The following is a 24,600-nucleotide window of genomic DNA, read 5'->3' on the forward strand; positions in this document are numbered from 1 at the left end:
CCCGGCACTGACAGCGCCGAGAATGGAGCCGTGAGCAGCGGGGAGTGGGCACGGCACTGGCAGTACGAGCGGCTGCCGGGGCTCGACCTGCTGCGCGCGCACTACGTACGGCAGACCTTCCCGCGGCACGCGCACGACGGCTACGTCTTCGGCGCGGTCTCCGCGGGCATCCAGGTCGTCGGGATGCCGTACGGCACGGAGCGGGTCAGCGCGGGACAGGTCGTCATGATCAACCCGGAGGTGCCGCACACGTCGCACGCGGGTGTGCCGGAGGGCTGGGCGTACGCCACGCTCTACGCCGACTCCCGCACCATCGCGGACATCGCCGCCGAGACCACCGTGCTGCGCGGCACGGCCGGGTTCGCGGACACGGTCGCCGACGACGCGCGCTCCGCACGCCTCCTGACGGAGGTGCACCGGGCCGCGGAGGAGGGGAACGCGCTGGCCGCCGACAGCCTGTTCCGCGTCGCCATCGCGCGGCTGCTGCGCGGGCACGGCGGGCCGCTGCCGGAGCGCGAGATCAGTACGGCGGGCGCGCGCAACGCCGTACGCGCCCGCGCGATCCTCGAGGCGCGGATGTCCGATCCGCCGACCCTGGAGCAGCTCGCCGGGGAGCTGGGCGGGAGCCCGTTCTCGCTGCTGCGGGCGTTCCGGGAGCGGTACGGCATGCCGCCGCACACGTGGCTCACCGACGCGCGGGTGCGCAGGGCGCGGGGGCTGCTGGAGGCCGGGACGCCGCCCGCCGAGGTGGCCACCGCCGTCGGCTTCACCGACCAGCCGCACCTGGGGCGGCACTTCCGCCGGATCGTCGGCGTCCCGCCCGCCGCCTACCAGCGGGAGCGGCGGGGCACGGCGGCGTAGGGGCGGTCGCGCAGTCGCGGGGGCGTACGGGAGCGTGCCGGGGCGCAAAAACGTACAAGACCGCCGGCCGCTCCGCCGCCTAGCGTCGGACCGTGCCAGAGCAGCCAGAACACACGGAACAGACAGAGCAGCCAGAACAGTCAGAGACATCCCGGGACGACCGTGCCGTCGTACGCGACGCCCTGGGCGTCGGCGTCGCCGTCGGCCTGTCCGGCTTCGCCTTCGGTGTGACGGCGGCCGGTGCCGGACTCAGCCTGCCGCAGACCTGTGCGCTCAGCCTGCTGGTCTTCACCGGCGCGTCCCAGTTCGCGCTGGTCGGGGCGATCGCGGCGGGCGGAGGCCCGTTCGCGGCCGCGGCCGGCGCCTTCTTCCTCGGCGTACGGAACGCCTTCTACGGGCTCCGGCTGTCGTCGTTGCTGCGGCTGCCGCGCGGGCTGCGTCCGTTCGCCGCACACTGGGTGATCGACGAGACGGCCGTGGTCGCGCTCGCACAGGGCGACAGGCGCGCCGCGCGCATCGGCTTCACCGTCGCGGGCGCCACCCTGTACGTGCTGTGGAACCTCACCACCCTCGCGGGCGCCCTCGGCGCCTCCGCGCTGGGCGACACGGGCGCGTGGGGGCTGGACGCGGCCGGGCCCGCGGTGTTCCTCGCACTGCTCGCGCCCATGCTGCGTACGTCCGCGGAACGCGCCACCGCAGGGCTCGCGGTGGTGCTGGGCCTGGCGTTCCTGCCGGTGCTGCCCGCGGGCGTGCCCGTGCTGCTCGCGGCGCTCGCCGCCCCCGCCGTACTGCTGCTGCACGGCCGCACCGCGCACCGTACGGAGGACGATGCCGCGGAAAACGCCTCCGTACGGAGGCGCGAGGTGCGCGAAGGGCGCGCAGAGACCTCAGCCGAACCGAGCGGAACGGAGAACGGCCGGTGACCCCGACAGAGATCTGGATCGCGATCGCGGTAACCGCTGCCGGCTGCTACCTGGTCAAGCTGCTCGGTCTCGCCGTGCCGGCCGGCGCGCTCGAGCGCCCCGCGGTCAGGCGGCTGGCGGCGCTGCTGCCGGTGGCGCTGCTCGCGGCGCTGACCGCGCAGCAGACGTTCAGCGACGGCACCGCCCTGGTGCTCGACGCGCGTGCGGCCGGGCTGGCGGCGGCCGCCGTCGCACTGCTGCTGCGTGCGCCGTTCCTGCTCGTCGTCGGGGTGGCCGTGCTCGCCACCGCGGCCGTACGGGCGCTGGCCTGACGCCCGCCCGAGGACGCCGGGGCGGGGGACCGGCGGTGGCACGGGATACTGAACGCATGCGGTTGACGGTTTTCTGGCAGCGGATGGCGGATCACTTCGGCGAGGCGTACGCGGACTCGTTCGCCCGGGACCACGTGATGTCCGCGCTGGGCGGCCGTACGGTACGCGAGGCGCTCGACGCCGGGTGGCCGGCGAAGGACGTGTGGCGTGTGGTGTGCGACGTGATGGATGTCCCTGCCCACAAGAGGTGAGCCGTTAACCGCCACCTTTGCCCGCATACGGGACAATCCCCGGGTGCCAGCGACAGCGGAAGGGACGGGCGCGGGCGGAGCGGACGACTCCGTACCGCCGCCGGAGCGGCCCGCCGGCCGCGACCGGATGCCGGGCTGGCTGCCCCGTGCCATGATGCTCGCGCTCGCGCTCCTGGGGTGCTTCCAGCTGGCGGGCTGGGCCTTCGACCGGCTGGTCGGGCTGCTGCTCAACGTGCTGATCGCGTTCTTCCTCGCGCTCGCCATGGAGCCCGCCGTCGACTGGCTGGCCGCGCGCGGGATGCGCCGGGGCCTCGCCACGGCGCTGGTGTTCCTCAGTGTGGTGGCGGCGGTGGCCGGCTTCTTCGCGGCGCTCGGCTCCGTCCTGGCCGACCAGATCACGCTCATCATCGAGAACCTGCCGTCCTACGTGGACGACGTCGTGCACTGGATCAACGGCACGTTCCACACCAATCTCAGTTCCGGGAAGCTCCAGTCCGGGGTGCTGCACTCCGACTGGGTGCGGGAGTACCTGCAGCAGAACGCGGGCAGCGTCTGGGGGCTCTCGGCCACCGTCCTGGGTGGGGTCTTCCAGCTGCTGTCGGTGTTCCTTTTCGCCTTCTACTTCACCGCGGACGGGCCGCGCCTGCGCCGCGCCCTGTGCTCGGTGCTGCCGCCCGCGCGGCAGGCCGAGGTGCTGCGGGCCTGGGAGATCGCGGTGGCGAAGACGGGCGGCTACATCTATTCGCGCGGGCTGATGGCGCTGGTCTCAGGGCTGTCCCACTACGTGTTCCTGGAGCTGCTCGGGGTGCCGTACGCCCCGGCGCTGGCGATCTGGGTGGGCGTGGTCTCGCAGTTCGTGCCCACCGTCGGTACGTATCTCGCGGGCGCGCTGCCGGTGCTGCTGGCGTTCACGGTGGACCCCTGGTCGGCGGTGTGGGTGATCTGCTTCGTGGTGCTCTACCAGCAGTTCGAGAACTACATGCTGCAGCCCCGTATCACCGCGATGACGGTGGACATCCACCCGGCGGTGGCCTTCGGCTCGGTCGTCGCGGGCACCGCGCTGATGGGGGTGGTGGGCGCGCTGATCGCGGTGCCGGCGACGGCGACGCTCCAGGGTTTCCTCGGCGCGTACGTGAAGCGTTACGACGTCACGGACCCGCGCGTGCACGGCCGTCCGAGGCGGTCCCGGCGCACGCCGGGACGTCTGTGGAAGCGCCGGAACTCCTCCTGAACTCGGCGTTCTTGACTTTTCCACAGGTTTCAGGGGTCACTTGACACGAAAATCGAACAGCCATTCTTATAGAGGTGCCGGGGCGGTACGGAGCGAAGGTCCGGGCCGATTGTCAGTGGCAGGCGCTAGCGTCTTGGACGTGAAGCGATCGAATCAAGCAAGCAACCGGGTGGCACCCATGGCAGGAACCGACCGCGAGAAGGCGCTGGACGCCGCGCTCGCACAGATTGAACGGCAATTCGGCAAGGGCGCCGTGATGCGCCTGGGCGAGCGGCCGAACGAGCCCATCGAGGTGATCCCCACCGGCTCGACCGCACTGGACGTGGCACTCGGCGTCGGCGGCCTCCCGCGCGGGCGGGTGGTGGAGGTATACGGACCGGAGTCCTCCGGCAAGACGACCCTCACGCTGCACGCGGTGGCGAACGCCCAACGGGCGGGCGGGACCGTCGCCTTCGTGGACGCGGAGCACGCCCTCGATCCGGAATACGCCAAGAACCTCGGCGTGGACGTGGACTCGCTGATCCTCTCCCAGCCGGACAACGGCGAGCAGGCGCTCGAGATCGTCGACATGCTGATCCGGTCCGGCGCCCTGGACCTGATCGTCATCGACTCCGTCGCCGCGCTCGTGCCCCGCGCGGAGATCGAGGGCGAGATGGGCGACTCGCACGTCGGCCTCCAGGCCCGGCTGATGAGCCAGGCCCTGCGGAAGATCGCCGGTGCGCTCAGCCACTCCAAGACCACCGCGGTGTTCATCAACCAGCTCCGCGAGAAGGTCGGCGTGATGTTCGGCTCGCCGGAGACCACGACGGGCGGCAAGGCGCTGAAGTTCTACGCCTCGGTGCGCCTCGACATCAGGCGGATCGAGACCCTCAAGGACGGCACGGACGCGGTCGGCAACCGCACCCGGGTCAAGGTCGTGAAGAACAAGGTGGCCCCGCCCTTCAAGCAGGCCGAGTTCGACATCCTCTACGGCCAGGGCATCAGCCGCGAGGGCGGCCTGATCGACATGGGCGTCGAGCACGGCTTCATCCGCAAGTCCGGCGCCTGGTACACGTACGAGGGTGACCAGCTGGGCCAGGGCAAGGAGAACTCCCGCAACTTCCTCCGCGACAATCCCGATCTCGCCAACGAGATCGAGAAGAAGATCAAGGAGAAGCTGGGCATCGGCGCGAAGCCGGAGGAGCCGGCGGCGGAGCCCGGCGCGGACGCGGCCGGTGCGGCCGCGGCACCTGTCGAAGGGGCCGGCGGGGCCGGCGCGGCGACGGGCGCCAAGGCGGAGCCCGCCACGGCAGCCAAGGGGAAGTCCAAGGCCGCCGCGGCCAAGAGCTAGTCCGTGACACGGCGCAGCGACTGGCCGGACCCGGACCCCGGGCCGGGCGGGGGCCCGGACACGGACACGGCGTCCGGGAGGGGGAGAAGAAACGGCGGTGGTCCCGCCTCGTCGAGGGCCGAGGCGGGACCACCGCGTACACCGAAGGACCCGGCGGAGCGGGCGCGGGCGATCTGTCTGCGGCTGCTGACGGGGGCCCCGCGCACCCGTGGCCAGCTGGCGGCCGCGCTCGGCAAGCGGGACATCCCGCCGGAGGCGGCCGAGGAGGTGCTGGACCGGTTCGAGGAAGCCGGGCTGATCGACGACGCCGCCTTCGCCGACGCCTGGGTGGAGTCCCGGCACCACAGCCGGGGGCTCGCCCGCCACGCGCTCGCCCGCGAGCTGCGTACGAGAGGCGTCGACGCCACGGTCATCGACGAGGCCGTCGGGCAGCTCCAGCCCGAGCAGGAGGCGGAGACCGCGCGCGCACTGGTCGACCGCAAGCTGCGTGCCACACGCGGCCTCGACCGGGACAAGCGGGTCCGCCGCCTCGCCTCGATGCTGGCCCGCAAGGGTTACTCGGAAGGGGTCGCCCTGCGCGTGGTCCGGCAGGCGCTGGAGGAGGAAGGGGAAGACCCGGAGGTGCTGGAGCAGCACCTCCCCGATGTCTGACGCACAGCCGGCCCGCCGGGACACCGGCGGCACCGGCCACACCCGGCCCGCGGCGGCCCGTGGGCGGGAGCGCCCATACGGTCAGCAGGCGCGCGGTGCACCGGTCCGCACCGGCCGGTGCGGGTACGGTCCGGCGTCCAAGTCGCCTGCGACGCGTGCGCAGGCCCGTACGGTCAGCGGCGGGACCGGCGGTCCTCCGCCGAGTGCCCCGCCAGCCCCCGTACGGCGTCGGCGCAGGCCCGCAGTTCCGCCGTACGCACTCCGGGCAGCGCCGCCACCAGGTGCCCGTCCGGACGCATCACCATGACCGTGTGCGCCGCCGCCCCCGGGTAGTTCTCGGTGACCAGCAGGTCGGTGCGGAGCGGCAGCGAACCGACGGCAGCGGCCAGTTCGGGCATCAGCCCGGCCGACATCCAGTGCCGGCTGTCCCAGACCCCCGTGCCGGGCGCGACGAGCACGACGATCAGCTCGCCGCCCCGCCCGCCCAGCCGTTCGCGCAGCCGGCAGCTCGTCCCGTCCAGCGCGGTGACCGGCACGTCGTGCACCGCCGCGCCCGGGGCGGTGCCCACCGGAGCCGCGGCCGCCGACGCACGCGTGGGCGCGGGCGTCAGCGGCGACCGCCCGTACGCGGGCGGCGCCCCCAGCAGCCCGCGCCCCAGATGCCCGTCCGTCAGCCTGCCCCTTATACACATCTCCGACCCCACAACACAAAAATCTGCTCTGCATTTAATGCTTCAGAGTGAGTACAAGTACAGCACCCGCCCCGACGGCACCCCGGCCCCCTTCGAACCCCTCGACTACGTACTGGCCGCACCCGACCGCTTCCCCCTCTTCCACGTCAAGGACGGCGAACACGACGAGGCGTCCCCCGACGGCTACCGCATGGTCGACGTCGGCGACGGCGACATCGACTACCGCCACTTCCTGGAGCGGGTCGGCAACGTCCCCGGGCACCGCCGCCGCCACCACTGGATCGTGGAACGCGACGACGCGGTCGACCCGGACGCCAACCCGGCCGGCTCCCTCAGCACCGCCCGCCGCTCCAGCGAACACCTCCGCTCCCTGCGCGTACGCGGCTGCTGACCAGTGGTGACGGGGGCCCGCCCCACCCCCGTCACCACTCCACGTAGCCGCACCGTCACCCTTCGCCTCCCGTCGGGGGCGGGGTTTACGCAGGTGAGAACCACTCCGAAGACTTGGTATGGTGGTCCGCATCGCCGCGACGGCCCCAGGCCGTGCGGCTCACCTGTCCGGGTGGCGGAATGGCAGACGCGCTAGCTTGAGGTGCTAGTGCCCTTTATCGGGCGTGGGGGTTCAAGTCCCCCCTCGGACACCGACTGGTGCCCCACGGGTATCGGGAATGTGCTGGTTGAGGTGCGCTTCAACCAGCACTTTTTGTTGTGCGGGCACGTAGCGGATGCGGAGACCGAGCTTCTGATAGATCTCGGCTTTGTCGGCCGGGGCGGCTTGGTGGATCACCTGAGTGAGGTCGCCCGCTGCACGAATGAGGTCTGCGACCTGTTCACGCGAGATTCCGGTGTCCGTGCCCGAACGGGGAGGGCGTAGTTTCGTCTCGGCCTGGGCCCGTACGGCCTGGGTCTCGGCGACCCAGCGGGTGATCAGACCGGGGTCGGCACCGGCTTCGAGGGCGGAGCGGTGCGTGGCGAGCTTGGCGTCACACTGTGCGATCTCGGCCCGTGCCTGAGCGCATTCGGTGACATCGAGACGGCCCGCGTCGGGAGCGGTTGCCGTCATGAGGTCGACGGTCTTGTCGATGCGGTGCGGCAGGAACACTTTCGCGAGCCAGTCGTCGAGTGGCCGGGTCACCCATGCTTCGCGTACGTAGAGGTTGCGAGGGTGTTGGACGCGGTTCGCGAGCCCGTATTCATTGGGAAAGCGGCAGCGGTAGTACGCCTGCTCATGAGACCAGTGGCCCTGCATCTTCCGCTCGCACACGCCACAGATGAGGGCCCCTCGCAGTAGGTACGGACGGCGGGTGCGTTGCACACCGTGAGCCGGGCCTGTCCGTGCCTTCCCGCGGAAGATGTCCTGGACGCGGGCGAACATCTCATCTTCGATGAGGGGTGTATGGACGATCCCCTTGGAGACGATCCACTTGTCCTGGGTGTTCCAGCGCATCTTGGTGGTGTAGCCGAGGCTGACGTCGGTGATGTCGAGCAGCGACTCGTGCTTCTTCTGCCGGTTCCATACTTGGCGACCGGTGTAGCGCGGGTTGTCGAGGATGGCGCGCACGGCGCTCTTGGCCCAGGCCCGGGTGTCACGGTGGGGGTTGCGGCGGGGGTCGTGGGCGGAAGGGCTGGGGATGCTGTCGCGGGTGAGTCCCTCCGCGATGGCATAGATCCCGTACCCGCACAGGAACTCGTTGAAGATCCGGACGACCACGGGTGCGGTGTCCGGGTCGGGTTCCAGTCCGTGGAGTCGCCTGCCCTCGGCGGCCTTGCCCGGATTCGGGTGGGGCCCCAGGTCGCGGAGCCGGTAGCCGTAGGGCGGTCGGCCGCCGAGGAAGCGGCCTTCCATGAGGGTCTGCGAGGACATGGCAGCGTGCACGCGGACCTTGATGCGGTTGCGTTCTCCCTTGGACATGCCGCCGAACACGGACATGATCAAGTCGTGGGCCTCGTTGTCGCCGTCGATGGCGCCGCCGACCTCGGGCACCCAGAGCGGCACGTTGTAATGCACGAAGAGCGGAAAGGTGTCGCCGAACTGGTTGCCGTAGAAGGCGCGTTGTGGCTCACCGATGACGAGAGCGTCAAACTCGCGATCCCTGTCCGCCAGGTGGGCCAGCAGCGCGCTGGCACGCGGGCGGCGTTTCCAGGGCAGAGCCCGTGACTCTCCCACGTCGAAGTACTCGGCGACGATCTCGCCACCTCTTGCCGCGATCAGAGCTTCGGCACGCCCGCGCTGCCAGAGGCGGGAGGCTTCCGGGTCTTGTTGATCTTCGGTGGACACGCGTCCGTAGAAGGCGAATCGGGGTGCTCGGCGGCCTGGCACCGTGGTTGCGGGTGGCGCGTGCCATTGGCGAAGCCACGGGGGAGAAGAGGGGTCTGATTGAGGCATCTACGAGCTGTCCTTCGGCCGGTCATCGTGTGGACGGTTCTGTCGTAGCTCGCCGCCCGTTGGAGCGCCAGCGTCGGATGTGTGTCGGCTGATGATGCGCAAGAGCAGTACCGCGGCTTCTGCGGTCAATTCTGGCTCCGCGGAGGCGAACTGGACGCGAAAGCCAATCGGCGGTTCCGCCGAGCGAGGGCCCTCGGTCACAGACGCGTCCTGGATCGCAACCGTCGGCACCAGGCGCGGGAGCAGGGGCCGTGGGGGGAGGGGTAATGGCTGGAGCTACCGTTCTTCGTTCTCACACAGGAGATAGAGATTGCCGAAGCTGTTATTGCCACGTTCCGACCAAGGGGAGGTGCACAGAACCAAACTTGGCCGACCGCCGCAGGTTCGAGCCCTCGGCGGGGCGCTCGGAACTGGGGAACTGGGTGAGCCGCCGGGCGGGGACGGGCAGCTGGCGATCGAGACGGTAGTTCCGCTTAATAGGTAGACCGTCGGCTGACCGTTGCTTCCGGCCCTCGGCAGGGCATCAGGCATATGGAAACGAACGAGGGGACGGTCGCCGAGATCACGGAATCACAGAGGTCACCTGCGGCGTTGGTCCGCTGGGCTGGCGCCAGGCAACAATCCCGCGGGTGCGGGGACCACCAGTTCGACCGATGCCCGCTCCAGATCCAAGTGGGAAAAACCCCGCAGGCGCGGGGACCACGTAAGACGGCTTCCGGAAAACGAACTTGCCCGGGGAACAACCCCGCAGGCGCGGGGACCACGACCACGACGTCATGGGTGCGACCAGCCGCATGGGATCAACTCCGCAGGTGCGGGGACCGCAGGTCAGGCGTCGGCACCGAGCCAATGGGCCCGGGAACAACCCCGCAGGTGCGGGGAACAATTCGGAGCTGGACCTTCGAGGCAGCCTCCACAGGGGCCACCCCCGCATGTGCGGGGAAGACGGAGTCGTCTACTCCCACCAAGGATGCGTCTCGGGGCCACCGCCGAGTGCGCGGGGAATACCGTACGCCATGGCACCCCCGTTCAGAGGGCGAGGGAACAACCCCGCAGGCGCGGGGACCACTGGTACATGTCCCGCACCGGGAAGGTGGTGTCGGGAACAACCCCGCAGGCGCGGGGACCACATGCTGGACGAGGTCGGGGGCTGGCCCGAGCCGGGAACAACCCCGCAGGCGCGGGGACCACGCAGTGTCCCGCAGGGGTGCACGCCGTGGCGGGGGAACAACCCCGCAGGCGCGGGGACCACTGGCTGGTCAGCGCCGCACGGTCGCCCTGTCCGGGAACAACCCCGCAGGCGCGGGGACCACCATCAAGGAGAACCCCAGTGAGCGTTCTGCACGGGAACAACCCCGCAGGCGCGGGGACCACCGCGTGCCCTCCCGTCCCGTACGGAGCGGGCAGGGAACAACCCCGCAGGCGCGGGGACCACCAGAAGACGAGCCGGGTGCTGGTGGCGCTCGCGGGAACAACCCCGCAGGCGCGGGGACCACCCGAGCTCTTCGGCTATTCTGACGAACCTCTTGGGAACAACCCCGCAGGCGCGGGGACCACTTGGACGGGTCCACCACGAAGTGGTGCTCGATGGGAACAACCCCGCAGGCGCGGGGACCACCTTCCAGGGCCCGGTCAGGATGAAACCTTCACGGGAACAACCCCGCAGGCGCGGGGACCAAGATGCGGTCGATCTCCGCGCGGAGTGCGGCGAGGGAACAACCCCGCAGGGCGGGGACCACTGGCCGAGTTCGGGGAGGACATCGCGGAGCGGGGGAACAACCCCGCAGGCGCGGGGACCACCGCCAGTGCGACTGCGGCCCGCGGGGGCGTCGGGGAACAACCCCGCAGGCGCGGGGACCACCTGACCGACCCGCTGACGAACCTTGCCCACCAGGGAACAACCCCGCAGGCGCGGGGACCACGCCTGGCCCCGGATGCCGTTCTGGCCGCCGATGGGAACAACCCCGCAGGCGCGGGGACCACTGGTCCACGGCCGCTCGCCGCATGACGAACTCGGGAACAACCCCGCAGGCGCGGGGACCACCCGCGGACCAGCATGTGGTACCCGCCGGTAGCGGGAACAACCCCGCAGGCGCGGGGACCACCGGGTGCTGCCCTTCTCCGCCCGCAGCAGCGCGGGAACAACCCCGCAGGCGCGGGGACCACCCCGACCCGTCCAACCCGGCCGACGCCGGGAAGGGAACAACCCCGCAGGCGCGGGACCACACGCCGGCCACGCCGAGAATCACCCGGACATCGGGAACAACCCCGCAGGCGCGGGGACCACTACTCGACGGGCTCGTTCGGGACGCCAGGGATGGGGAACAACCCCGCAGGCGCGGGGACCACCGCTCCAGATCCTCGTCCGTGTACACCTCACCGGGAACAACCCCGCAGGCGCGGGGACCACCTGCTGCGGCTCTGCCGCCTCACCCTCGGACGGGGAACAACCCCGCAGGCGCGGGGACCACAAAGCGAGCCCACGGCGTACCGCGAGGCCATCGGGAACAACCCCGCAGGCGCGGGGACCACCGGGGCTCTTTGTGCGAGAGTCGACTTTCGCTGGGAACAACCCCGCAGGCGCGGGGACCACACAGCAATGGGGGCGACGGCACGCAGCCGGTCGGGAACAACCCCGCAGGCGCGGGGACCACACGGGCGGTCAGTTCGCGGGCATCCGCTCCCAGGGAACAACCCCGCAGGCGCGGGGACCACATCGACCAGCTCCGCGACCGGCTGCGTGCCGCGGGAACAACCCCGCAGGCGCGGGGACCACACCAGCGTGAACACGGCCTTGGCGACGATCCCGGGAACAACCCCGCAGGCGCGGGGACCACCGTAGCCGGGCTGCGGACGCTGGCCGATCAGGCGGAACAACCCCGCAGGCGCGGGGACCACCCTCTCGGAATCAGCGAGACCCGCACCCGGGCGGGAACAACCCCGCAGGCGCGGGGACCACCAGCTCGATGTCGGCAAGGTGGGGCTGGACCAGGGAACAACCCCGCAGGCGCGGGGACCACACGCGGCGGTACAGCAGCACTACGCCGACGACACCGTGGCCGAGGGAACAACCCCGCAGGCGCGGGGACCACACGCGGCGGTACAGCAGCACTACGCCGACGACACCGTGGCCGAGGGAACAACCCCGCAGGCGCGGGGACCACTGCGAGGCGTTCCTGCAGCAGCTGCTGGGCCTGGGAACAACCCCGCAGGCGCGGGGACCACAGGTCTTCCACGATGTTGCGGTCGGTCCGGCCGGGAACAACCCCGCAGGCGCGGGGACCACCAGCCGAACGAGATGCGGCACCGACCCCAGACGGGAACAACCCCGCAGGCGCGGGGACCACCTCCGCATGGGGGACCGTCCATGCGGAGGGGTGGGAACAACCCCGCAGGCGCGGGGACCACCGGATTGCTGTGCGTCCCGTGCCACTCGGCCGGGGAACAACCCCGCAGGCGCGGGGACCACGCCACGTCCTGAAGGGCGGCCCACCGGTCAGCGGGAACAACCCCGCAGGCGCGGGGACCACCTCCGCATGGGGGACCGTCCATGCGGAGGGGTGGGAACAACCCCGCAGGCGCGGGGACCACCGGATTGCTGTGCGTCCCGTGCCACTCGGCCGGGGAACAACCCCGCAGGCGCGGGGACCACGCCACGTCCTGAAGGGCGGCCCACCGGTCAGCGGGAACAACCCCGCAGGCGCGGGGACCACCATCCACCGAGCGGCCAGTTCGAGGCCATCGTGGGAACAACCCCGCAGGCGCGGGGACCACGGAGAGAACGAGGGCGGCAAGAGCGATGGCGCGGGAACAACCCCGCAGGCGCGGGGACCACGCCGATCCGCAGCGCCAGTGGTTGCTGTGGCTGGGAACAACCCCGCAGGCGCGGGGACCACGCGGCGCTCGGGCGGTTGGACGTCGTGGAGGCGGGAACAACCCCGCAGGCGCGGGGACCACCGCTACCACCAGCCGACCCTGAGGCGGTGGTCGGGAACAACCCCGCAGGCGCGGGGACCACAGACGGCTCGGACGCTGATCATCTGGTCGCCCGGGAACAACCCCGCAGGCGCGGGGACCACTCGGTCACGAAGTCGCGGAAGCGCACCGCGCTGGGAACAACCCCGCAGGCGCGGGGACCACGACTGCCGTCGATGCCTGTGACGCCGCCGGACGGGAACAACCCCGCAGGCGCGGGGACCACCAGTTCTGGTCCGGGTCGCCGAAACTGCGCTCGGGAACAACCCCGCAGGCGCGGGGACCACCGGCGGAGTCGACCAGCTGGCGAGCTTGGCCTGGGAACAACCCCGCAGGCGCGGGGACCACTCGGTGGGCCACATCACGGACGGCCTGGACTGGGGAACAACCCCGCAGGCGCGGGGACCACGGAGACGAGGATCCGGACGGTGGAAGAGGGCAGGGAACAACCCCGCAGGCGCGGGGACCACGTTGCCGTGACAGCGCGCGGCCATAGACCGCGGGGAACAACCCCGCAGGCGCGGGGACCACCTCCGCACCGCCGGGACGGCAACTGGGGAACGGGGAACAACCCCGCAGGCGCGGGGACCACTCGTGGCGAGGGCCTCCGGCCGCGGCGAGCACGGGAACAACCCCGCAGGCGCGGGGACCACCCCTCCTGGGGCAGCTCGGTGTGCAACACCACGGGAACAACCCCGCAGGCGCGGGGACCACCCGTGCCCCGCCCCACGGGTGACGGGACATCGGGGAACAACCCCGCAGGCGCGGGGACCACATGTTCAGCGACGGACGAAGGGGGCGGGGCACGGGAACAACCCCGCAGGCGCGGGGACCACATCGCCGCCCAGACGACCGTCCCGGCGGCGTGGGGAACAACCCCGCAGGCGCGGGGACCACCCATGGGGCCGAGCAGGAGCGAGCGGGCGCCTGGGAACAACCCCGCAGGCGCGGGGACCACAGCAGAGTCAGCCCCGGAATTTTCGTAGAGCCAGGAACAACCCCGCAGGCGCGGGGACCACGCCGGGCATGAGCATCCGGCCGCGTGTGATCAGGGAACAACCCCGCAGGCGCGGGGACCACCAGATGCTGCAGCACCTCCTCGGTGGCGCGGTGGGAACAACCCCGCAGGCGCGGGGACCACTTCGCGGCCTTCGCGTCGTCCCGGTCCAGCACGGGAACAACCCCGCAGGCGCGGGGACCACGGCTGGATTCTGACAACGGCGGCCGGGCACACGGGAACAACCCCGCAGGCGCGGGGACCACGCCGCCCGGGTCGCCGGGCGGCCTTTCGGAGGGGGAACAACCCCGCAGGCGCGGGGACCACTTTCGGAATGCTGCATGAGTTCGTGATGTCGTGGGAACAACCCCGCAGGCGCGGGGACCACGTCACTGTTCTGACCCTTGCACCCCAAACCTGAGGAACAACCCCGCAGGCGCGGGGACCACCCGCTGACACGAACCGTGTCAACCCCCTTGGGGGGAACAACCCCGCAGGCGCGGGGACCACGCATGCACAGTGGCGCACTGCGTTGGTCAACAGGGAACAACCCCGCAGGCGCGGGGACCACAGGCGTTGACCTGGGGCTTTACCTCGGTGTGTACTTGTTTTTGCTCACTTTGCCAAGATCCGGCATTATGGACAGTGTGTTACTCACCCTCGTTGCTACTTTCCGAAGCGGCGTCGTTTGGCTGCCTTGCTCCAGCCTTGGCGGGGAGGCTGTGTGGTGTGGGTGTCTGGGGGAACAGAATTGGGGTTTGGGCGCCGGAGGAGGGTGAGGCCTTCGTGGTCGATGGGGTGCCAGGCGTGGTCGTGGGTTTCGAAGGTGAATCCTTGTTCGTTGTCGGTCTGGTAGGCGAGAAGCGCGCGGCCTTGGCCTGAGTATTGGCGGACTTCGGCCCACAGAATTTCCCGTACGCGTGCTGAGGGTGATCCCAGGAATACGCCGGGGGAGAGTTCCAGGAGCCAGCGGGTAAGGAAGCCACGTAGGCCTGCGGGGCAGTTTGCCAGAATGATGACGGTCACCAGATGGGTTCTTCCGCGTAGTTGCGCCCGCCTTCGATGTGGTGGTCTCCGTCGGTTTGCAGCGTCACGCGGTCATGTGTGTGGTTTGCGTCTGGTACTTCGTTGTGGTGGAGAAGGTTCTGGATATCGCGCACGCAACGATCAAGGAGCTTGGTCTTGTTGACACGGTCCCGTAGCGCTCTGCGGGTGCGGGTTGCCACGTCTTCTGTGCTATCGGCCGCGGCGTCGAATGCGGCGGGGATAGCGACGTCGGTCTTGTACAGGTCGGCGATGTCCAGGACGAAGGAGCGTTCGTGGCCGGAATGAACGAACCCCAGGGCTGGTGAACAGCCGAGGGCTGTGACTACGGCGTGGGCGATTCCGTACATGCACTGTGCGGCTGCCGTTACTCCCTGATTCGGGGCGTCTCCGGAGGAGAAGTCGCCCTGGTTGTACTCACGGCGGCGCCAGGGCACGCCTGTACGGGCCGACTCGCGCCGGTAACACTCCTTGAGCCGGCGGCCTTCCATGCTGAGGAGTTCCTGACGGGTACGTCCGGCGGTGTCTTCTCCGGGGAATCGCAGCCGGTACATGGCTCGTGCGACCTCGAGCCTGGTGCGGCGGTTCGCCCAAGCAGTTGCTTGGGCCTCGGCCAGGGCCGACGAACGGGTGAGCGCGCGTCCGCCTGCGTAGTATCGCACTCCGTGTTCGCCTACCCAGGCGACTCCGGCTCCGCATTCACCGAGGACGGACATAGCCTGGTGGGTGACTCGAGTGCCCGGGCCGAGGAGCAGGGTGCCGATGGTGGCGGCGGGGATGTGGGTGATGCCGTCGGTGTCGGTTGCGGTGATGGCGTTGTCGTCGCGGTGTACGGCGCACCGCTCAAGGTAGATAAACGAAAGCCGGTCCCTAACTCGGGCGAGTTCGCGGGGTGATGAGGAGCCTCGCTGGCTAACGGTGCCCATGGCTCACCGCACTGGGGCGAGGGTCATCAGACCGCAGCCGTATGCCTTGGCTTTGCCGAGGCCGTGGGTGAGGGTCCGGCGGAGGGCATTGGCGTCCGTGATACGCAGTCGACCGTCAAAGGTGACGCGGACGAGGCGTACGTCGTTCCGTGAGCCCGCCTCCTCCCGCTTGCGGAATTGGAGCGGCAGGCGGTCGTGGACGATTACCTCGTGTTCATCGCCTGCTCCGTCGTCGTGGCCGGGGATCAACTGCCGGTCTGCGGGTTTGCGTAGGACTTCGAAGCCGGCTTGCTGTTGCCGTTGCAGCAGCCATCCCACCTGGTGTCGCCGGGTTACGTGCGCAGTGCGTTTCGTTGGGGAGTCCTTGGATGTACCTGATTTGCGGACGTGGTGGATTGGGTTTGCCGCAAGCCGGAAGCTCCAGGCGTCCCCTGTGGTGAGGGTTTCCAGGAACTCGTCATAGGCGAATGTGGTCCATCCCGGCTCCTCCAGGGTGGGCCAGCCGGCCTTCTCGGAGAGGTGAGTTAGGTCGGGGCGAACGGGGCTGACGATGAACAGATCGGCACGCCCTGATCCGGAGTGGTGGTCCACTCGCCACAGGACCCGTGGCGCTTGGTCGTCCCGGGGCGGCGCGGCGGGGAAGGCCATATTGACTGCGCCGTGCAGGAAGTGGGGCGAGCCAAGGAGTCGACGGGCCTCGGTGCGGGCGGTGTTGACGGGGAAGCGAGTCAGGTACATCACGGGGTCCTAGGGGAGCGTTCTGCTGTATCACTCGTCGGTAGGTTGGCAGGGCGGAGCCCGACAGTCGGGTCGTGGCGGGGCGGTGGGGCGGTCCGGTCGGTGAGGAGGCCCCGGAGCTCGTACTGCCTGTGGCGCGGGTCGTAGCTGACCGGCGTGTCCCGCAGGGACAGGTGTGGGGTTTGGGCTGGTGGGCAGTCGAGGAGCAGGTCCAGTGAGGCTGTATCGGTCGAGGCGCCGTTGGTGCCTGCGGCGCGTTCCAACTGATCGAGGTACCAGGTGGATGCCTGCCACTGGGCGTTACGCAGGGCGTCTTCGAGGGAGCCGTTCAGCGGGTCACCCATCAGGATGGGGTGAGACGGCGGGCAGGAGCGCCGTCCGAGGTACGGGAGGAAACACGGGGCGCCCAGGGCTTGATGCAGGTGCTCGATGAGTTCCGTGTCGCCTTCGACTCCGGCGACGAACACGGCATCTGCAAGGTAGAAGCGTTCGGAGACTGGCATCGATTTGCCGGAATCGGCGTGGTGGGCAGTGTGGAAATCGCGAAGCCGTTGACCGGGCTGGTCGATCCGCACGCCGAATCGTAGTGCCGCCAGGTCGGAGAGGTCCGCGTCGCGCGGACGGCCTTGTGCGGCAGCCAGCAAGCCGAGTACGCCGCTCTTGGTGGGTGCGTTCTCCGTACCGCGGCGGGCAAAGCGAGCTGCGGCCCCCCATGACTGGAGGGGCCCTGCGAGCCTCAGAAGGAGCACTGTCATGCGCCGGACTCCAGGTGTCGCGACACCGCCTCTCCGACGTCCCGCACCAGGGCATCCAAGGAGATTTCGGAACCGAGTGCTTCCAGCGCCTGTGTTTCCTCGCCGACGCGGAATACCCAACTGCGGTCCTTGGAGATCATTCCGTACTGCTTTTCCAGGTCGGGCACGTAGGACGCGAGGCGGTGGCAGGCTTCGCGTAGATATCCGCCCTCCGGGCCCTTGGCCACAGGCTTTTCGAAGGCCGCGACGAAGCTGATGGGCCAGCGGTCGCGTAGCTTCACAATCACGACAGAGGGAAGGGTGTGATTGCCGAACGTGTTGATCTTTCCGGTCGGGAGCGATGTGACGAACGTCTCCAGGAAGGCGCAGACGGCCCTTTTCACTGCGGCATTCGGCGATTCGTTCTCCCGGAGTCCCGGACCAAGGTTGCGGCTCAACTGATCGACGTCCACAGCCGCATACCGATACAGTGTCGCAGAGTTAAAGTCGATCGTGCCGATCATCCCGGCACCTGATTCCTCATCGGCACTGAGGTCGTCCACTGCCGTGTAGTAGTCGGACTCGATATCCGATTTGTGCACGCTGAGGGCGTGTGCGACCTGCGTCGCCGCCTCGACGTTGAGGTCGGCCGAATCGGCGACCATGCGTCCGAAGAGTGCGATGTCCACCGAGTGCAGGGTGTCGACGGCCTCGCGGGCCCTGGTCTTGTTCTCCTTGGCCTTGAGGTGCTTTGTGAGAGTGTTCACGTCGCCGTCCGCGCCGCTGAATTCAACTGTGAGTTCGGCGAGCGCGTCCAATTGCCTCCGGCTCAGGAACATCAGATACTTCGACTCCGGGCTAGGGGATCCCTCCTCGCCGCTCTTCTCTTTTCGCTTCGGTCCTTCGATAGCCGAGCCTGTGGCCACCTTCAGTATTTCGGCGGCCAGTTGCACGGCCCCCGGCTCCAGTGACTTCTTCTTCTTGATGATGTGCCCGGCCAGCGCCTCGGCCACCTTCTTGGTCCGGACGCCGAGTTCCTCGGGCGGAAGGATTTCATTGAAGGCTTCGCGGGTGGCGCGTTTCCATGCCTGGCTCGAGACACGTGCCCGCCGTACACCACCGAAGTAAGCGGACTTCGGTGTGCCGGTGTCATCACGGTTCAGGTTGCTCGGCGGAACTGTTTGAAGAATGTGGATGTCGAGAATGGTGCGGGTTGCCATGAGTATCCGTTCTTGTTCGCTGCTGCCAGCGGTGGTTTAAGTCTGTGCCGTTGTTCGGCCTGCACCGGCGCTCATCGGAGAGTGAAGCAGGTCGGTTAGTCGTCTGCGTCGTCGGTCGTTATGTTCTGCTGGCTGCCGGCCGGAGGGGTCGGGGAGTCTTCCCCGGCCTCGGGTTCCGCGTCCTTTCGGTAGGAGCGGTGAAACTCGCGTCCCCAGGCGCGCCGGACATTTGCCTGGTGATTGTCGTCCTGCCAGAGGTAGAGCTGCTCCGCGAGCTGTCCGTAATCCAGGGGGATTCGCGAGGTGCGCAGCAGCAGCACGATTTCGCGCAGCCGACTGCTCAGGGTCTCGATGTCAGCTGAGACACCGATGCGGACGAAGCGTTTGCGGATGGTGGGCCTGACTTCCTCGACTGCTTCATCGCTCCGAGCGGTCGTGTCCGAGTTCCCTTCGACGTTCCCGTCACGGTCGTGGTCTGTCGTACCGGTCTTGCCGTGTGCCAGCCGCCGTACGGCGCGACCCAGGGGCCAGCCCGGCTTGTGCATGGATTCGTCGCGCAGGGCCTGTTGGTGCAGTGCCCAGAGGGTGACCGCGAGATGGACCGCCCTGTCCTCGCGCTCTTCGCGTTCTTCTTCTCGCGCTCTCTCGCGTGCGGACAGGTACCTTGGCGCCGCACGCCCTTCTTCCTGCTCCTCGCGTTGCTGGTCCCGGAGCGCCGTCAGTGTCGCCAGGTGGTCCAGGCCCCAACTCGACGGAGAACCGTGTGGATCCCGTCCTGCCTCGCGTCGTAGCCGGGCGACGGTTGCGACGGCTGCGGGAGCGTCCCGGCGGTAGCCACCTTGCAAACGCGGGATCGTACGGAGGGTGGCCCGCCGAGGCAGGGACTGCTCCTCGGAGTGGCTCTCCTTGGGCCGGAGTGGACTCTCCCCGTCCCCGAGGTGCGGGGTGGCCGTGGTCATGGTGTGTTCTCCGTAGGGTCGTTGCGAATGGCCACGTTGGTTGGCTGGTGGAGGACAGGGGACCCCGCGCGGTCGGGTTGTGACGTGGAGCCGAGGTCTTTGTTCAGTCGCTGCTTGAACCAACTGTCGGCGCGCCCGGCATCCACAAGGCGCTTGCCGAGGCCCGGAACGTCCGCTATGCGTCCCTCGTCGGCCGCGGGGCCCGTGGAGTCCAGCAACTGGCGGCCCAGCCGCAGAACATGACGCCGCACTGTTGACTGCCACTCCACCCGCGCTGTGGCCAGGTCGGGAAAGTTCAGCAGATCCTTCAGCCACGCACGGTAAGGGCCGTCCAGGGCGCCGAAGCCCAGCTCACGCGCGGCAGCTGTGGAGGGTTCCGGGTCTGTTCCGGCCGCTCGGGCGAGGTTGCCGGCAAGCTGACCCAGCGCGGCGACAGCCAGTTCCGCCGAGCTGACGGCGCCGACTGCCGCAGCACCGTACACAGGGTTCTTCTCATGCAACGTGATGACGGGCAGGACGACTGAGTCGTCCACGATCTCGTCCACGACGGACTGCTGAGTCCCGTAAAGCGCTCCGATCAGTCGCAATCGGACCAGCTTTCCCGGGGCGATCTCGCTGGAGATGATCACTTGCGTGAACCAGCTCGTAATGCCGGAACGCAGGGTGACGGGTGCCTCTCCCCGGCTCCCGGTGTCCGTCACTTCCTGCAGAGCAGGAAGAAGCGCGCCCAGCCCGCGCCAGGCGGCACGGCTCGGGTCGTGCCGACGCGGCATGTATACGGGGGCGCGACCCTGCTTCTTCTCCTGAACGGAGCTGCGGCGCCAGCCGGTCATCGGCTCCAGAGTCCACGGCGCGGGCATCGCGGGCGGATCACCATAACCCAGGACCACCCCGGTCACCACGCCCTCTTCCGTGTGGAGCCGGACCCTACGAGACTGCCAGGTGTAGAGGTCCCGCAGCCCGCAGGGATGCAGTCCACCGGAGTCCTGGCTGCGCTCTCGGGCGGTCAGCGGTTCCGTACGCCGCCACACGGGCAGATCCACGTCACCATCACCGCTGTCCCTCCTGGTATGCGCCTCCTCGAAGGGAATGAGGTTGAGCAGCAGCGTCTCGCGCAAAGTGGCGCCCTCCGCGAAGATCCCTCCAAGGTTTCCCAGCGAACCCACACCGAGCGGGTAGACCTTGCCCGCCTTGGATCGCCCCTCGTCACCGACCATCGCGGACTTGATGCCGGATGTGTCGTAGGCATGGGTGTGTACAAGCCACCGTGCGGCCTCCGCGTAGGACAGCCGGTCGACGCCAGGGCGACGCATAGTGAAGAAGCCATCACCGACCGGCACGTCAGCGACGATACGGCTGAGCGGGGCTACCTCGCCCTTCGATGTGCGGAGCCCCGCAACTTGGTAGAACGGCCGCTCGCTGTGAAAGAGGTCGAAGCGCTCCCGGTGACGCTCCAGATAGTCCGCGACCACGGCGAAGGGATCAGGCGACAGCCACAGATCCTCCCAGTCCTCGATCTCGGCGGGTCCCTCTAACGCGTCGTACAGGACTGCGAGAAGGAGCCGCAGCAGTGCCATCTCCTGAGTGGGCAGATCTCCGACGAGCCGTCGTACGCCGTCGGCCTTGGCGAACAGGTCGAGCAGAGACATCTCCTCGGCCGTTCCGTCCGTGCACTGCACCGGCAGCCACGGCGCGGAAACCAAGTTGAACGACGGGTGCCCCGGCGAGGTGGGAGGCGCTGTGCTCACCACACCCCCTGGTACCGATTGCCCGTCCGTGGCCCTGTCAGCCCCATTCCCCGGCCCCTGCGGATCGGTCGTATCGCTTTCATTCTGATTCCCCAACTTCCCGGCCTGTGCGCGCGTTGACGCGCCCGTTGTGCTCCCCTGCACCCCTATCCCCTTTGCGAGGACATCGGGAGCACTCACCTTCAATCCGTCCTCGCGGGTGTAGGTGAGTTCGAAGCCTGACAGACGGGTCTGACAATTCGCGTCGAGCACGAGAAGCAGTTCCCCCGCCAGCCACGGGCACTCCTTTACCTGCCAGGCCGGCACCAGGAAACGCTCCAGTTCACCGATGGTGCGGTCGATCAACCAGTCCTTGCTGAAGCGTCCCGGCAGCGTCAACGCACTCGCGGCCACGGCCTCGGCAGCACGTCTGCTCGGAGGGAAGTCGGTGGGCAACTCAAGGCCGCCGCGGCCGTCGTCCAACCAGGGAACGGTCGTCAACCGTCCGTCAGGCTGCCGCTGGATGACGAGGACCTCGACGGTCACCTCACTGTCCCGCACTTGAGCACGGCCCGCACGGTCGTCGTCGGCATCACCGGCGTGCGCCTCCAGCCACCCGTACACCGGCCGCCCCGGCCTCCGCACCGCGCCGAGCAGAAAGCTCTCCGCCTTCTCCTCCTTCCGGGCGAGCAGCGCCACATGCTCCGCCCGCGCCGCGTGAAGTTCCTCCTGCCACGCCTCCGGGCCGACGTTCTCCTCGCCGTAGGCGCTCTGCACCAGTGGGCTGATGTCCGCGGGGAGACGTAGCAATTCCCCGTTCAGATACGGATCGAGGGCGGCCAACGACCGCAGCAGCGTGAAGCGCCCCGGATACACTGCCTGCGAGCCGCTAACGGGCTGCGGAGGCGTAGACCGCCAGTCAACGCCGGTCACCAGACAGAGCGCCCGGGACAGCGCCCCGGGGCGCCGCCGCGAGTGCCGGTGCAACCGACCCATCCGCTGAAGGACCAAGTCCACCGGAGCGAGATCCGTGACGAGAAGATCGAAATCGAGATCGAGGGACTGCTCCACCACCTGACTGCTCACCACCACATGCCGGTGCGGTCGGTGATCAATCCCGGGACCGAACCGCCGCAGCAGGTCAGTGTCGTTCGCGGCCCGGTCGGCGGCCAGGAAGCGTGAATGGGCCACCGTCACAGAATCGTGCCCGAGCCGAGCGCGCAGTGCCGCAGCGGCCTCCAACACCCGGTCGACCGTATTACGGACGACCAGCGCACAACCACCATCGGCGAGTTCCTCCGCCAGACGATCGGCCAGCACGGCAACGTCATCGTCCAGCCGCTCCAGAGCCACGTCCGCATGCCGCCCCGACGCAGGCGCGGGACAGGCGGACAACACCTCACCTCCCGGATCGACAGCAGTGAGAAGGGGATACGCGTCGGCAGCCGTCTCCACCGCCACAGCGGCCTGAGGGCCCCCATAGGCCGTGGACAGCGCGCGTCGGCGTTCGGCCGGGAGGGTCGCGGACAGCAGCACCACCGGAACCCGGTACGCCGCCAGCCACTCCAGCACCCGGTCCAGATACCGCCCCATGTACGCGTCGTACGCATGCACCTCGTCGATGACGACGACCTTGCCCGACACCGCCAAGTGCCGCAGCGCCAGATGCCGACTCTTCAACCCCGCGAACAGCACCTGGTCGATCGTGCCGACAGCGAACGATGCCAGGAGTTGCTTCTTCCGCCCCCGCAACCACTGATGGGCATGAAGCTCAGCCGGCCGCATACGCGGTGACCGCACATCACCCATGGGCAGTTGACCGTCGAGGTGACCATCTCTGTCCGTTTCCACGGCAGCGATCGCCCGCTGCCCTTGCCGGAGCAACCCAGCCCAGACATCGTTGAGTGCCGCTTTAGCGTGCGCCAGAACCACGGAACGCGCCTCGCTGTCGCTCGGAGGCAAGTGATTCAGCCAGTTCAGCAAACGACTGAACATCGCGTCGCTCGTAGCCCGAGTCGGCAACGCCACCAGCAGGCCACCAGCACCAGTACGCGCCGCGAGAATCTCCGCCGCAGCAAGCGCCGCCTCGGTCTTCCCTTCCCCCATGGGTGCCTCGATCACCAGCAGCCCCGCGCCCGGCATAGACCGAGCCATGCGCACCGCCTCGGACTGCACTGGCCGGACAGGCGCTCCAGCCAGATCTGGAAACCTCACCGCGAACAGGTCCTCCGCCGAACCCTGCGGCACCTCGGGTGTCCACGGCGCCGGCAAGTCCAACCCGCTCCACGCGGCCTGCAGGCGACGGCGCTCACCGACTGGTCCCTCCGGCTGCCAGGTTGCGTAGTCGTACGGGAAGAGTTCCGGTGCACTGGCGACCCAGTCCGAAAGGATCACCACGGCAGTCAGAACCACCTGCGCGGGCTGAGGCAGCCGCACCGTGCCCCACTCCGGCAATCGCTCTGCTACTCCGGAAACTTCGGCACAGGTATCCAGCAGTTCGAACTGGACGTGGCGCCAGAGATCTTCGCTTGGGCCAGGGTGCCGGAGCAGATGCGGGCGGAGCTGAAGATCATGGATCTGCTGATGGTCAGGCGGAACTCCATGATGCCCACCCGCCACCACGGCGAACTGACCGGCGGCCCGCCCTGAGAGCCCAAACCGTTCGGTCATCCACTCCTGCACCAACAACTGCCCGGCCAGCCCGTGCGGTGCCAGCTGCCGATCCTGCCCATACTCCTTAAACGTTGGCATATCGAGCCCCGTGTCGCGCATGCCCGACGCCAACGTCTCAACCTGGCATGAGAAGGCAGGCGAGCACTTTCCGGCGTCATGGGTGAGCGCGAGAAACCGCACAAGCCTGTCCGCATCATCGCCGCCGCCAGGCAGCGATTCCGCAACCAACTCCCGCACCGTACGCGGCACCCATTGCTCCCACAGCGCCCCAGCGACGGCACCCGAGTCAGCCATGTGCCGCCACAGCGGAAGCCAACCCTCCGTCTCCCGGTCGTGCTTCGCCCACGCCGCCCTCGCCGCCGGCGACAATCGGCCCCAGGCATGCGCGCCTGATATCGAGGTCATAGAGGCATGCAACATGACGGAATCCCCACGTGAGGGTGCACATTCGAAATGGCTCGACGACGCGAGGCATCGTGATAAGGGAAGGCTCGGGAGGTGCCAGCTCCCACCGGCGCCTCCCCCAAGCAACCCCTCAGGCTCGGCGCTTCAGCCCTGGGTGGATCAGCACCACGACCACCACGACAACGGCGCCGCCCCAAACCCATGGTGCATGGGGGGACGGCGCCGAAGGACACGCTGCGAGCAGCGTCGCGAGTAAGCCATATCCGACAGACTCGGGAGGGTGGCTTGGCGGGTGAGCTGGCGTGCTTGCGGCACTCATCGTTAGGTTGTACTCCGTTCTGTGTCACTTTGCAGGTTGACGAGGACAAAGCCGGGCCCGCCTTCTCGCACCAACGAGAAGGGAATGACGGGCCCGGTTCTTCGCTTGGTGGACCCTCTCTGGAGCTCGCAGCCACCGTACAGGACTCGGAGTAGCCATGCAGTCAATCCCTTGCTGAGATTAGTGTCGAGGCAGCCTCCACAGTTCAGAGGTAGCGCACCAAGCGCCTTGCGGTGCCCGCCGAGGC

At 68.9% G+C, this 24,600-nt stretch carries 16 protein-coding genes, 1 tRNA gene, 1 pseudogene and 2 CRISPR repeat arrays; of the genes and pseudogenes, 9 read left to right on the forward strand and 9 right to left on the reverse strand.

What is annotated here, in order from left to right; translation table 11 throughout:
• The first annotated feature begins 30 nt into the window (after nt 1-30).
• The 7 genes from DVA86_RS25870 (at nt 31) to recX (ending at nt 5,558) form a co-directional block, all read left to right on the forward strand.
• On the forward strand, nt 31-861 hold the full coding sequence (locus DVA86_RS25870) for an AraC family transcriptional regulator (protein WP_245997165.1): 831 nt from the start codon (nt 31-33) through the stop codon (nt 859-861).
• Between the two features lie 92 nt (nt 862-953).
• Nucleotides 954-1,784, forward strand: a complete 831-nt coding sequence (locus DVA86_RS25875; RefSeq protein ID WP_208881850.1) for an AzlC family ABC transporter permease — start codon at nt 954-956, stop codon at nt 1,782-1,784.
• Nucleotides 1,781-2,095, forward strand: coding sequence for an AzlD domain-containing protein (locus DVA86_RS25880; protein WP_245997169.1), 315 nt, complete (start codon nt 1,781-1,783; stop codon nt 2,093-2,095). Before DVA86_RS25875 ends, DVA86_RS25880 begins: the two co-directional genes overlap by 4 nt.
• A gap of 56 nt (nt 2,096-2,151) precedes the next feature.
• A complete protein-coding gene (locus DVA86_RS25885; RefSeq protein ID WP_208881851.1) occupies nt 2,152-2,346 on the forward strand; it encodes a DUF3046 domain-containing protein in 195 nt (64 codons plus the stop codon).
• Between the two features lie 43 nt (nt 2,347-2,389).
• Nucleotides 2,390-3,577, forward strand: coding sequence for an AI-2E family transporter (locus DVA86_RS25890; protein WP_245997173.1), 1,188 nt, complete (start codon nt 2,390-2,392; stop codon nt 3,575-3,577).
• A 178-nt stretch (nt 3,578-3,755) separates the two neighbouring features.
• Complete coding sequence (gene recA / locus DVA86_RS25895; protein WP_208881853.1) at nt 3,756-4,907, forward strand: recombinase RecA; 1,152 nt, start codon at nt 3,756-3,758, stop codon at nt 4,905-4,907.
• A 3-nt stretch (nt 4,908-4,910) separates the two neighbouring features.
• Complete coding sequence (gene recX / locus DVA86_RS25900) at nt 4,911-5,558, forward strand: recombination regulator RecX (RefSeq protein ID WP_208881855.1); 648 nt, start codon at nt 4,911-4,913, stop codon at nt 5,556-5,558.
• A gap of 173 nt (nt 5,559-5,731) precedes the next feature.
• Here recX and DVA86_RS25905 read toward each other — a convergent pair whose 3' ends face one another.
• Nucleotides 5,732-6,262, reverse strand: coding sequence for an FAD-dependent oxidoreductase (locus DVA86_RS25905; protein ID WP_425470929.1), 531 nt, complete (start codon nt 6,260-6,262; stop codon nt 5,732-5,734).
• A 37-nt stretch (nt 6,263-6,299) separates the two neighbouring features.
• Here DVA86_RS25905 and DVA86_RS25910 point away from each other — a divergent pair.
• Together DVA86_RS25910 and DVA86_RS25915 are read left to right on the forward strand one after the other, a co-directional pair.
• Nucleotides 6,300-6,641, forward strand: a pseudogene (locus DVA86_RS25910) (sugar phosphate isomerase/epimerase); the annotation flags it as partial.
• 165 nt (nt 6,642-6,806) lie between these two features.
• Nucleotides 6,807-6,891, forward strand: a tRNA-Leu gene (locus tag DVA86_RS25915).
• On the opposite strand, the gene DVA86_RS25920 is transcribed toward DVA86_RS25915, so the two are convergent.
• From DVA86_RS25920 to casA, 8 genes are all read right to left on the reverse strand, one after another.
• The gene (locus DVA86_RS25920; protein WP_222623364.1) at nt 6,873-8,528 is read right to left on the reverse strand and encodes a recombinase family protein; all 1,656 of its coding nucleotides are present in this window, start codon (nt 8,526-8,528) and stop codon (nt 6,873-6,875) included. The two genes, DVA86_RS25915 and DVA86_RS25920, sit on opposite strands and share 19 nt — an antisense overlap.
• 1,148 nt (nt 8,529-9,676) lie before the next feature.
• A CRISPR array of direct repeats spans nt 9,677-10,316; the repeat unit is 29 nt; unit sequence GGGAACAACCCCGCAGGCGCGGGGACCAC.
• A gap of 91 nt (nt 10,317-10,407) precedes the next feature.
• Nucleotides 10,408-14,179: a CRISPR direct-repeat array (repeat unit 29 nt; unit sequence GGGAACAACCCCGCAGGCGCGGGGACCAC).
• A 95-nt stretch (nt 14,180-14,274) separates the two neighbouring features.
• A complete protein-coding gene (cas2e, locus tag DVA86_RS25925; protein ID WP_208881858.1) occupies nt 14,275-14,634 on the reverse strand; it encodes a type I-E CRISPR-associated endoribonuclease Cas2e in 360 nt (119 codons plus the stop codon).
• Nucleotides 14,631-15,578, reverse strand: coding sequence for a type I-E CRISPR-associated endonuclease Cas1e (cas1e, locus tag DVA86_RS25930; protein ID WP_208881859.1), 948 nt, complete (start codon nt 15,576-15,578; stop codon nt 14,631-14,633). The genes cas2e and cas1e overlap by 4 nt, the downstream gene beginning before the upstream one ends.
• A 3-nt stretch (nt 15,579-15,581) precedes the next feature.
• The gene (cas6e, locus tag DVA86_RS25935) at nt 15,582-16,316 is read right to left on the reverse strand and encodes a type I-E CRISPR-associated protein Cas6/Cse3/CasE (RefSeq protein ID WP_208881861.1); all 735 of its coding nucleotides are present in this window, start codon (nt 16,314-16,316) and stop codon (nt 15,582-15,584) included.
• Nucleotides 16,316-17,071, reverse strand: a complete 756-nt coding sequence (gene cas5e, locus DVA86_RS25940) for a type I-E CRISPR-associated protein Cas5/CasD (RefSeq protein ID WP_208881862.1) — start codon at nt 17,069-17,071, stop codon at nt 16,316-16,318. The genes cas6e and cas5e overlap by 1 nt, the downstream gene beginning before the upstream one ends.
• A complete protein-coding gene (cas7e, locus tag DVA86_RS25945) occupies nt 17,068-18,270 on the reverse strand; it encodes a type I-E CRISPR-associated protein Cas7/Cse4/CasC (RefSeq protein ID WP_208881864.1) in 1,203 nt (400 codons plus the stop codon). The genes cas5e and cas7e overlap by 4 nt, the downstream gene beginning before the upstream one ends.
• 95 nt (nt 18,271-18,365) lie before the next feature.
• A complete protein-coding gene (casB, locus tag DVA86_RS25950; RefSeq protein ID WP_208881866.1) occupies nt 18,366-19,229 on the reverse strand; it encodes a type I-E CRISPR-associated protein Cse2/CasB in 864 nt (287 codons plus the stop codon).
• Nucleotides 19,226-24,034 (reverse strand): type I-E CRISPR-associated protein Cse1/CasA, encoded by a 4,809-nt coding sequence (gene casA, locus DVA86_RS25955; RefSeq protein ID WP_208881868.1) that lies wholly within the window; start codon nt 24,032-24,034, stop codon nt 19,226-19,228. Before casA ends, casB begins: the two co-directional genes overlap by 4 nt.
• Between the last annotated feature and the right edge of the window lie 566 nt (nt 24,035-24,600).

The organism is Streptomyces armeniacus (genome assembly GCF_003355155.1).
In the GTDB taxonomy this organism is placed as follows: domain Bacteria; phylum Actinomycetota; class Actinomycetes; order Streptomycetales; family Streptomycetaceae; genus Streptomyces; species Streptomyces armeniacus.